Origin of the sequence: Oligella sp. HMSC09E12 (genome assembly GCF_001808505.1) — a bacterium.
Taxonomy (GTDB): Bacteria; Pseudomonadota; Gammaproteobacteria; order Burkholderiales; family Burkholderiaceae_B; genus Oligella; species Oligella urethralis.
In genome coordinates this window covers 213,029-223,110 of record NZ_KV793615.1, presented here as the reverse complement: position 1 = coordinate 223,110, position 10,082 = coordinate 213,029, and the positions used below count along the sequence as shown (strand labels likewise).

11 protein-coding genes and 1 pseudogene are annotated in these 10,082 nt (G+C 48.8%); 10 read left to right on the top strand and 2 right to left on the bottom strand.

Annotated features, from left to right (window positions below; genetic code table 11):
* The 9 genes and pseudogenes from proS to HMPREF3179_RS11095 form a co-directional block, all read left to right on the top strand.
* A partial coding sequence (proS, locus tag HMPREF3179_RS12555; RefSeq protein ID WP_246824457.1) for a proline--tRNA ligase occupies positions 1-936 on the top strand: 936 nt, incomplete at its 5' end.
* 80 nt (positions 937-1,016) lie between these two features.
* Positions 1,017-1,457 carry a tol-pal system-associated acyl-CoA thioesterase gene (gene ybgC, locus HMPREF3179_RS11130; RefSeq protein WP_070471263.1) on the top strand — a complete coding sequence of 147 codons (441 nt, stop codon included), beginning with the start codon at positions 1,017-1,019 and terminating at the stop codon, positions 1,455-1,457.
* Between the two features lie 5 nt (positions 1,458-1,462).
* Positions 1,463-2,152: a protein TolQ gene (gene tolQ / locus HMPREF3179_RS11125; protein WP_018025509.1), complete on the top strand. Its 690-nt coding sequence runs from the start codon at positions 1,463-1,465 to the stop codon at positions 2,150-2,152.
* Between the two features lies 1 nt (position 2,153).
* Positions 2,154-2,594, top strand: a pseudogene (gene tolR / locus HMPREF3179_RS11120) (protein TolR).
* 11 nt (positions 2,595-2,605) lie between these two features.
* A complete protein-coding gene (gene tolA, locus HMPREF3179_RS11115; protein WP_070471261.1) occupies positions 2,606-3,748 on the top strand; it encodes a cell envelope integrity protein TolA in 1,143 nt (380 codons plus the stop codon).
* Between the two features lie 77 nt (positions 3,749-3,825).
* Entirely contained in the window at positions 3,826-5,109 is a 1,284-nt protein-coding gene (gene tolB / locus HMPREF3179_RS11110) for a Tol-Pal system beta propeller repeat protein TolB (protein ID WP_036556810.1), read from the top strand.
* 303 nt (positions 5,110-5,412) lie between these two features.
* Complete coding sequence (gene pal, locus HMPREF3179_RS11105; protein ID WP_018025505.1) at positions 5,413-5,898, top strand: peptidoglycan-associated lipoprotein Pal; 486 nt, start codon at positions 5,413-5,415, stop codon at positions 5,896-5,898.
* Positions 5,899-6,098: 200 nt separating this feature from the next.
* Positions 6,099-6,764: a tol-pal system protein YbgF gene (gene ybgF / locus HMPREF3179_RS11100; protein ID WP_018025504.1), complete on the top strand. Its 666-nt coding sequence runs from the start codon at positions 6,099-6,101 to the stop codon at positions 6,762-6,764.
* Between the two features lie 16 nt (positions 6,765-6,780).
* A complete protein-coding gene (locus HMPREF3179_RS11095) occupies positions 6,781-7,578 on the top strand; it encodes an alpha/beta fold hydrolase (protein ID WP_070471259.1) in 798 nt (265 codons plus the stop codon).
* A gap of 42 nt (positions 7,579-7,620) precedes the next feature.
* On the opposite strand, the gene HMPREF3179_RS11090 is transcribed toward HMPREF3179_RS11095, so the two are convergent.
* Complete coding sequence (locus HMPREF3179_RS11090; protein WP_036556815.1) at positions 7,621-8,160, bottom strand: copper chaperone PCu(A)C; 540 nt, start codon at positions 8,158-8,160, stop codon at positions 7,621-7,623.
* 89 nt (positions 8,161-8,249) lie between these two features.
* Here HMPREF3179_RS11090 and HMPREF3179_RS11085 point away from each other — a divergent pair, with 89 nt between their 5' ends.
* On the top strand, positions 8,250-8,864 hold the full coding sequence (locus HMPREF3179_RS11085) for a tRNA 5-(aminomethyl)-2-thiouridylate-methyltransferase MnmM (protein ID WP_048767741.1): 615 nt from the start codon (positions 8,250-8,252) through the stop codon (positions 8,862-8,864).
* On the opposite strand, the gene ubiM is transcribed toward HMPREF3179_RS11085, so the two are convergent.
* Positions 8,850-10,046, bottom strand: coding sequence for a 5-demethoxyubiquinol-8 5-hydroxylase UbiM (gene ubiM, locus HMPREF3179_RS11080; protein ID WP_070471258.1), 1,197 nt, complete (start codon positions 10,044-10,046; stop codon positions 8,850-8,852). The genes HMPREF3179_RS11085 and ubiM overlap by 15 nt on opposite strands.
* Positions 10,047-10,082 lie beyond the last annotated feature (36 nt).

Genomic DNA, 10,082 nt, shown 5'->3' with positions numbered 1-10,082 from the left:
TTATTAGGGTTGCCCTTAGCTCAAACCGTTAAATCTGTGGTTTTCCATACCACAAACGATGAAGGACAGGAGCAAATCTACTTATTATTAGTGCGCGGTGATCACGAGGTTAATGAGGTCAAGGTATCCAAGCTACCCGCCTTTAAACATGGCTACCGCCTAGCTACGGAGGAAGAAATTCGTGACTACTTCGGCTCCAATCCAGGTTTCTTAGGCCCGCTAAACACACGTAAAGCAGTGCATGTGATCGCTGACCGGACGGTGGCTAAGATGCACGACTGGGTCTGTGGCGCCAATAAGGAGGACTACCACTTACGCGGCGTTAACTGGGGTCGTGATTTAGCTGAGCCAGAGGTCGCCGATATTCGTAATGTGGTAGCTGGCGACCCTACGCTGGACGGCAGTGGCACCTTAGCAATTCAACGAGGCATTGAGGTAGGTCATGTCTTCTTCTTAGGCGATGTTTACTCCAAAGCGCTTAACGCCACCTTCCTTAACGAGGAAGGCAAGGCTGAGCCTTTACAAATGGGGTGTTACGGCATCGGCGTGAGTCGTATTGTGGCCGCTGCGATTGAGCAAAACCATGATGATAAAGGTATTATCTGGCCGATCAGTATCGCTCCCTTTGAAGTAGTGATTTGCCCCATCGGTTGGGGTAAAAGCGAGGCGGTACGTGAGGAGGCGAGCAAGCTTTACCACAGCCTCTTGCAGGCCGGCGTAGAGGTCATTCTGGACGACCGTGATGTGCGTCCCGGCGTGATGTTCTCCGAATGGGAGCTTATCGGTGTGCCTATCCGTGTAACCATTGGTGAACGAGGCCTAGCTAAGCAGGAGGTGGAAGTACAGTCACGTGCTGCCGCCGAATCACAACAGATCAACTTAGCTGATTTAAATGCTTACGTTTTAGAGCTTTATCAGAGCTTAAAAACTAAGTAATATAGGCTGTTATTTACTGAGCAAGTCTACGCCCAACACCATTAGGTCGTAGACTTTTACTGCATTTATCCTAATTATTTATGAACGATACCAAAGCGCATCAGGACGAGAGCAAACGCTTTGTCCTTCCGGTTCGGGTTTATTATGAGGACACCGATGCTGGGGGCGTAGTCTTTTACGCAAACTATTTAAAATTTTTCGAGCGCGGGCGCACTGAATGGTTACGTAACTTAGGCGTCAATCAAGCGCAACTTGCCGAGGAGCAACAACGCATCTTTGTGGTGGTGGGTACTCAGCTACGTTACCGCAGCCCCGCAAGGCTTGATGATCTACTGCAAATTAACACCACATTGAGCAAAGTTGGTAATTCCTCCTGCTCTTTTGAACAAATCGCGGAACGAAATGGCGAGATCTTGGTCGAAAGCTCTATCCAGATCTGCTGTGTCGATACCCAAAGCTTTAAACCGGCACCCATTCCGGCTGATATTCGTAGTTTATTTCTTTCTGTTCAGGATAATTAATCGCTATGCCACCGATCGAAACTTCAGACACCTCCATGTCCGTTACTTCATTAATTCTTAATGCTAGTTTGCCTGTGCAAATTATTATGCTGATTTTAGTCATTGCCTCCGTTGTATCGTGGGCCATTATGATCAGCAAGTACCTACAGGTTAAACGTGCCTTGCAGCAAACACGTGATTTTGAAAGCCACTTTTGGCAAAGTAAGGAGCTCTCAGACCTCCATCAATCAGTGAGCAAGGATTTAGATCAAAGTGGCCCGCTCGCACGCATTTTTAATGCTGGCATGACTGAGTTTTTACGTCATCGCCGCAGTGGTCAGACTGATGGTGAGCGTATCATCGACGGCACCCATCGTGCCATGCAGGCTACCACACAGCGCGAGCTTGATAGCTTAGACGCTAAGCTTAACTTTTTAGCCTCTACTGGCTCGGTCAGCCCCTATATCGGTCTACTCGGCACGGTGTGGGGTATTATGCATTCATTTATCGGCTTATCAACGGCGGTAAATGCCACCCTGGCAGCGGTTGCACCGGGTATTGCTGAGGCCTTGATTGCCACGGCCATCGGTCTATTTGCGGCGATTCCAGCCGTGTTGGGTTACAACTACTTCAGTACTCAAAATGATATTCTCGCCGGTCGCTTCGACAGTTTCTCTGATGAGCTTTTAAATATTTTACAACGCCAGCTTCGCTAAGATGAAAACATATCAACGCCGCCGCCAGCGCGGCTCACGCCGTAAAAATGAAATTAATGTCGTCCCCTACATTGATGTCATGCTGGTGCTATTAGTTATTTTTATGGTGACGGCGCCCATGATTACGCCGGGGGTCGTGAATTTACCTTCAGTCGGTCAAGCAACCGAGGTACCGGCCACGCCAATTGAGATTCAGATTGCAGAAGACGGTGCTTAGAGTATTCGTCTGCGTAATGCCGGCGCTAATTTTCAGGATATCCCCAAAGAGGCGCTACTGGATGAGGTAAAAATGTTATTGCAACAGCCCGACACCCCAGTGGTGATTGCCGCGGACGGCAAGATTGCCTATGAAGAAGTGATGCAAGTGATGGACACCTTACGTGCTAACGGCGTCACTCGTTTGGCTTTGATGGTCAATCAAAATCAAAGCAGCAAAAAATAGTTTAATAGTCAATGATTAAGTTTGAGAATCCTAACGAGTACTATGAAAATAGTGATAATACCAAGGGCCTGATTGGCTCCTTGGTGTTTCACTTAGCTATTATTGTGCTGATTGTGGCTAGCCTGTTCTTAAAGCCTGAGCAAGCGGCGGGACCAATTCAACTCGAACTCTGGGCTGAGGGTACTGAGCAGATTCTTAAAGCGCCCACTGAAACAGCCACCATGGACCCGGCCGACGAAGACACGGTCAATGAGGACGAAGTCGACCCGGAACCGGAGCCTACGCCTGAACCAGAACCGGAGCCCGCAGCGGAACCTGAAGCCCCTGCACCCGAACCAGAGCCTGCGGTGACTCCACCCGTCGCGGCAACGCCTCCGCCAGCACCACAGGAAGATCCTGACATTGCTTTAGAAAAAAAGCGCGAGGAAGAGCGCAAGCAGCGTGAAGCCGAAGAAAAGCGCAAGCAAGAACTCGCGCAGCGAGAGGAACAACGCAAAAAAGAAGAACAAGAGCGCAAACGCAAAGAAGAGCTGGCTAAGCAAGAAGAACTGCGCAAAAAAGAGGAAGCGCGTAAACAAGCACTCGCCAAACAGGAAGAGGAGCGCAAAAAACGCGAAGCCGAAGAAAAGCGCAAGCAAGAACTCGCGCGCCAAGAGGAACAACGTAAAAAAGAAGAGCAAGAGCGTAAGGCAGCCGCTGAGAAAAAACGTTTAGCCGAGGCAGAAGCCAAGAAAAAAGCCGCTGCCAAAGCCGCTGCTGACGCACGTGCCGCAGCTGAAACCAAGGCTAAAGCCAATCGTCAAGGAGCCGATGTACGCGGTGCCATGCGCGGTGATATCAATAGCATCGCCGGCATTCAAGGCGGGCGCAATGCACAAAACCAACGTGGCGGTGGCGGTGGTAATAACGCCGTGATTCAGGCGATTCAACGTTGTGTCCAGCCATTATTACGCTATGGCGGTGCGCAGCGCTTAACGGCGCACTACGAAGTGACGATTAATGCCAATTTAAAAGCCACGAATGCACGGATCACCCGTCGTTCTGGCAACGCAGCCTTTGACAATGCCGTGGTTAATGCGCTTAAAGCTTGCCAAAACTACCCAGCGGCAATTCGTAGCTCGAAGTTTACTGGACACTTTAATTACGTCCGCTAATGTGGCTTCAGCTTTTTATGTTAACTTAATAAAACTGATCAATTTATCAAAGACATTTATCTAGGAGATGGTTTGCTATGACTTCAGCATTATTTCCACGCAGTACTAACCGTCTGCGCTCAACTGCTTACCGCCTCGTCGGTAGCCTGGTGACCTCTGTTGCGCTAAGTCTAGGCATCGGTGCTGCCCAGGCGCAACTCTATGTACCGCTGCAATCCAGCGGTCAGGAAAATTTCAAATTCCCAATTACCGTCGCTGACTTTACCGGCCCTAATGGCAAGGAAATTGCTGATATTGTGGCAGCTGACTTGACGCGCTCAGGTGAGTTCGAAGTTAATCGCGTGGAGGCCGTGACCTCAGACTCAGCCGGTACACCTAACTGGGATGCGATTAATGCCCTCCAAATCGCCACGCCTTTAGCCTATGGTTCTAGCACCGGCACTACGGTCAATTACGGACTCGTCGATCCAACGCAGCAGAGCACCATTGAAAGCAAATCAGTGACTGGCAGTAACCTACGCCGTCAGGCTCACCGTGTGGCTGATGCAATTTATGAAAATCAAACCGGCGTGCGCGGTATCTTCTCAACGCGTGTCGCCTATGTTGCAGGCAACCAGCTTTATGTGGCTGACGCCGATGGTCAAGGCGCTCAAGTTGTCGCCTCCTCCAACTCATCGATTATCTCGCCCAAATGGTCTCCAGACGGCCAAAAGCTAGCCTATGTTAGCTTTGAAACAGGTAAACCGGTAGTTTATGTACAAAATCTTGCCACTGGCGGTCGTACGGTCGCAGCTAATTTCCACGGCAATAACAGTGCCCCGGCATGGTCACCAGACGGTAGCCAATTAGCGGTTGCACTCAGTCGTAGTGGTCTTTCTAATATTTTCTTAATCAGTGCTAATGGTGGTGATAGTGCCCGTCAAATTACCGATTCACCAGAAATTGATACCGAGCCGTATTTCTTCCCAAATGGCAGCGGCATTATCTTTACGAGTGACCGCGGTGGCAGCCCGCAGATTTATCGTGCTGGCCTAGGTGGTGGCGGTGCTAGCCGAATCACTTTTAACGGTTCACAAAACGTTTCCGGTGCCATTTCACCAGACGGTTTAAAGCTAGTTAACTCCAGTATGCGAGGTGGCGCGTATTCAATCGCTCTCACCAATTTAGGCGGCGGTGGTGACCAACTGCTAACCCGTGGCCCTAACGATTTATCGCCCAGCTTCTCGGCCAATGGTGTACAGATTCTTTACGTCTCTGGCTCAAACTTAGCCTTAGTGAATGTGGATGGCACGAATCAACAAATTATCCCAACCTCATCTGGCAGCATCAGTAGTGCGGCTTGGGGACCATTTGTTGATTAAGCAATAGCGGATATAGCGCAAGCTTTTTAATACGTCTTGTGATAAAACTGTCATATTTTGCTAACACATTCGCTGATAACTTGCATCGAGTCGCAATTTGTTGCAGGTTTTACGCCACTTAATGCTTTAAACCTGTTATATTTTAATTTAAGAGGTAGTGCGCACTCTACAGCATAATCCAGCGTTTGGGGAAGGCGGTGAGTAAGTTCTCACACGAGGAGTTAGCGAGCTGTCTTCGAGCTTTGCTACCATATGGTTTGCAATTATAAAAATTTTATTTAATCAAAAACTAGGAGTTTTCCGATGAAATCTCGTATCGTTAAAACATTTGCTATTGCTGCTTTAGCTGCTACTCTAGCTGCGTGTAGCTCCACCAAGACAACCACTGACACAACAGGTCAAACTGGCGCACAGACTGGTGCTGTAATGGATCCATTCAACCCTAACAGCCCATTAGCTCAACAACGTTCTGTATTCTTCGGTTTCGACCGTTACAATGTTGAAGAGCAGTACTTACCACTAGTACAAATGCACGCTCAATACCTATCTGCTAACGCTCAGCAGCGCATCCGCATTGAGGGTAATACTGACGCCCGCGGTTCTTCTGAGTACAACTTAGCCTTAGGTCAGCGTCGTTCAGTTGCCGTTGCTCAGCAATTAGTTAACCGTGGCGTTAACGGTGCCCAAATCGAAGCTGTCAGCTTCGGTAAAGAGCGTCCTATCGCTCAGGGTTGGTCTGAAGAAGCTCACGCTCAAAACCGTCGCGCGGATATCAACTACATCCGCTAGGATCGATGATCTTCAGTGATCTTCGGATCTGAGCTTGTCATAATGCCGCAACTCCATAGTTGTGGCATTATTTTTGCAACAAACAGCAACAAGTCATTAATCACAAAACAGCCTTATTGCTGTAGGATAAAGAGTAGCTTTTTCAAAGCACAAGCCAACTTTTACGACTTAAAACGATAAACCACCAAGGAATGTAAAGCATGTTTAAACGTCAACTCTCCTTACTAGTGTTCAGCAGTGCTATTTTAGGTGCCGGTTTTAGCAGTCCGGCGATGGCTTTTGAAGATGAGGATGCAAGACGCGCCATCTTAGAGCTGCGCTCACAATTAAAAATGGCCGGCTTATCACGTTTAGAGTTATCCAACCAGATTCAGGCCTTACAAAAGGAGATCGCGCAGTTACGCGGTCAGTTAGAGAGCTTGGACCATTCAGCGAAGCAAGCTTCTTCACAGCAAAACTATGACGATTTTGGACCTAACCCGCAAGTAGGTGATCCGAATGAGCAGCATGACTATGATAATGCGATCAACCTATTCCGTCAGGGCGAGTACGAGATGGCGGCAAATGCATTAAACAACTTTGCCAGCGCCTACCCACGCAGTGTCTTAACACCGGCTGCACGTTTCTATGAGGGCAGCAGCTATTACGCTATTCGTGATTTCCAAGGCGCAATCAGCCGCTTAGAGCGCATGGTCAGCAGCTATCCTCAGGATCCACAAGCGGGTGATGCCTTATTAGTTGTTGCCGGCAGTCAATTAGAGCTGAATAATATTGAGGGCTCTAAGCAAACCCTACAGCGCGTGATTCAGCAGTACCCTAATTCGCCTGCAGCCGATACTGCCCAAGAACGCTTAAAAATGTACTAATTAGCTTTATTTTCCAGTGTCCGAATTCCAAGAACAATCAATTAACGGTCTGACCCAAGCCTTTATTGATGAGGGCGAGGGTCAGACCTTGGTACTTATCCATGGCTCACTTTGCGACTACCGCTATTGGCGCTTCCAAGCCCCTACTTTAGCCGCTAAATGTCGCCTGATTATCCCTAGCTTAAGGCATTATTGGCCGCTTAATGAGCCTGAAGCCATCGGTTTCAGTGCAGAGCAGCATGCTGCCGATTTGCTCAATTTACTACAGCACTTAGGGATTGAAAAAGCGCATTTGCTCGGTCATTCCAGAGGGGCTGCGGTTGCCGTACGTATGGCCCAACAGGCGCCTGAGCATATCGCCTCCTTAATTCTGGCCGATCCGGGCTTGCGCAATCCGCAAGAGCTCCAAGAGGGTATCCACTGGAAGGCTTCGGCTTTGCAATTAATTCAATCGGGTGCGGTTGATGAGGGGCTAGAAATCTTTATTGATGCGGTGAGTGGTGAAGGCACGTGGGCCAAGATGGTTCCTTGGTTTAAGCGCATGGTTCGTAACAATGCCAATACCTTAGAATTACAACAGTATGAGCAAGCGGTGCTATTTGATAAGGAAGCGCTAGCCCCCTTGGCTCAATTCCAGATCAGCTTAATCGGTGGCGCTCAGAGTCCGGCACCCTTTCCACATATCATCCGTGAACTGAGTGCACTCTGGCCTGAAGCCGCCGTGTCTATCCTAGAAAATGCCACGCACGGTATGAATCTGGCGATGCCACAACGCTTTAACCAGGCAGTATTGACGCATTTAGGACTTGATTAGAAAAAATAAGGCAGGAATCGCCTCCTGCCTTAACCCTATGAATTAATCAAAGGAAATGGCATTAATCGGTTTTACCACACATTCAGTGGTAGCAACCTTGTCACCCTCAAACTTAAACTCCAAGTTGATTTTGTCACCCACCTTGACCACATCGGCAGAATCAGCTGTTAGCATCACGTGATTATCCTTGGGCTTGAACACCGCCGTTTGCCCTGGCTCAAGCGCCAATTTATCAAGGTTGATCATCTTACTGCTACCATCCTTAACCACTGTCTGATGCAACATCACATCGTGGAAATTCGTAGCACGGGCACCAATTAAAGTAATCGTCTCAGAGCCAGTATTTTTTAGCTCAAAATAGGCAGCTGAAGGACGCTCAGGCACTAAACGCACCCAACAACGGCTAAACTCTACGCTATCCAAAGTGCTTTCTTTGCCAGTGAACTCAACCTTGGAATGGCCACCATGATGCATATCATGACCATGATCATGATCGTGATCACCATGACCAACAGCACACGCACTAAAGGTCAACAGAGCAACAGCTGCTGCGCTGAGCTTCAATTTATTAACTTTTAACATGTTATTCTCCTTAAAAATTTAGCTAAACTAAATGTGACATTGTAATATTATAGCTAAGATCAAAAAAGCACAACACACAGAAATTGATAATGACTAGCAAGCAAGCGCTGACACCTCGTCGCAGCAAAGGTCCCTTGATACTGCCTCAGATAATCCATTTTGCCGATAGCTTAGCCGCCCGGGCGATAGCCCCCGGCGACACGGTGATTGACGCCACCATGGGCAATGGTCACGATACAGTGAAGTTAGCCCAGTGGGTAGGGCCTGAGGGGCTGGTGCACGCCTTTGATATACAAACACAAGCCCTCCAAAGCACCAGAGCACGCCTAGAAGCGCATGGCTTAGTTGAGCGCTGTCAATTGCATTTATGTGGTCATCAGTTGATGCAGGAGGTGGTAGAAACTGAAGTCGCCGTGGTGCTTTTTAATCTAGGCTATTTACCAGGACAGGATAAATCCATTACCACCTTGGTCGAGACCACCTTAAGCGCGATTGAACAAGCACTAAGGCTATTAAAAGAAGGTGGCGTATTGATTGTGGTGGTCTATCCGGGGCATGCGCAGGGTCGTGATGAGCAAACAACCCTGGATCAGTGGATTCGCAAGCTTGATACTGAGCGCTACCGAAGCCTACGCTATCAATTTGAAAATACCGCTGCACCCGCCCCCTACGTCTTAGCCGTGGAAAAGCTAAAAGCCCGTTAATTGACGACTGATAAAGAACTTCACCGGCGGTAGATTATTACTCAAGCGCACCACGACCGAGCGTAGCAATCGAGCCGGTGCACGCTCATTGGTAAAGAGCTTAACAATGGCATTAGTCCCATGGAATAAAAACAGGGTGTGTGGCATATGCTTGCGCTCATAGCGCTTTAACACCGCCTCAGAGGCAAAGTCCTCGCCCCGCGTATGGGCTTCACTAATCACTGTCGCCAAAATGTCAGCGCCGCCCAAACCCAAGTTAAAGCCGTGCGCAGTGACCGGGTGCATACCCACAGAAGCATCACCGATTAAGGCGCTACGCTGCGCCACAAAGCTACGCGCATGCACTCCGACTAGAGGATAGGTATGCACATCACTCAGTACCTTCATCTTACCAAAGCGATTATTCAGCATACGCATCATCTCAGCAGCCAGCTCCTCGCGATTAAGACTTAAAATCTCCTGCGCTCGATGCGAATCAATGGTCACCACACAGTTTGTCATATGGTCGCCCAAGGGCAATAAGGCCAAGGTGCGTCCGTAGAAAAAGCACTCCGATGCGATTTCATGATTGGGTACCGTATGCTCAGTGCGGAACACCATCACAGTGCGCCCAAAATCATGCATATCGGTCGCAATGCCCAGCTGACGACGAGTATTAGAAAAACGGCTGTCAGCTGCAACTAACATGCGCGCAGTCAGTACACGATTATCCTCTAAGGTCACGGTGACTTTATCAGTACCAGTGGTGACCTGCGTCACACCCAACCCGGTCTGAAAGGTGATATTGTCAAAACCCTGCAGCGATTCATAGGCAACACGGCGGATATTGTAATTGGAAATTAAATAGCCTAAGGTGTCAATTTCACGACCGCGCACGCGCTTTGGATGCGGAAAGGTCAAGGAGTAATCAGACTCACCATCCAATACCCGCGCCTCACGCAAGAAGTAAATGGATTTTTCATCAACCCGCTGCCACATATCCAGCTTTTGCATAATCTCGCGCGAGGTGTGAGTTAAGGCAATTTCACGACCATCATAGGGCGGATCGGCCAAAACGGACTCAGGGCTTTTCTCAATCAAGGTGACTTTTAAGCCAGTGGGCGCCACGCCGCGAGCAAAGCTAAGACCGGCGGGACCCGCACCAATTACAATAATATCGCTATCAAACTGATTTTCCTGCATAAGCAAAATCCTATTATTTCTGCATAGAGCCTGTTA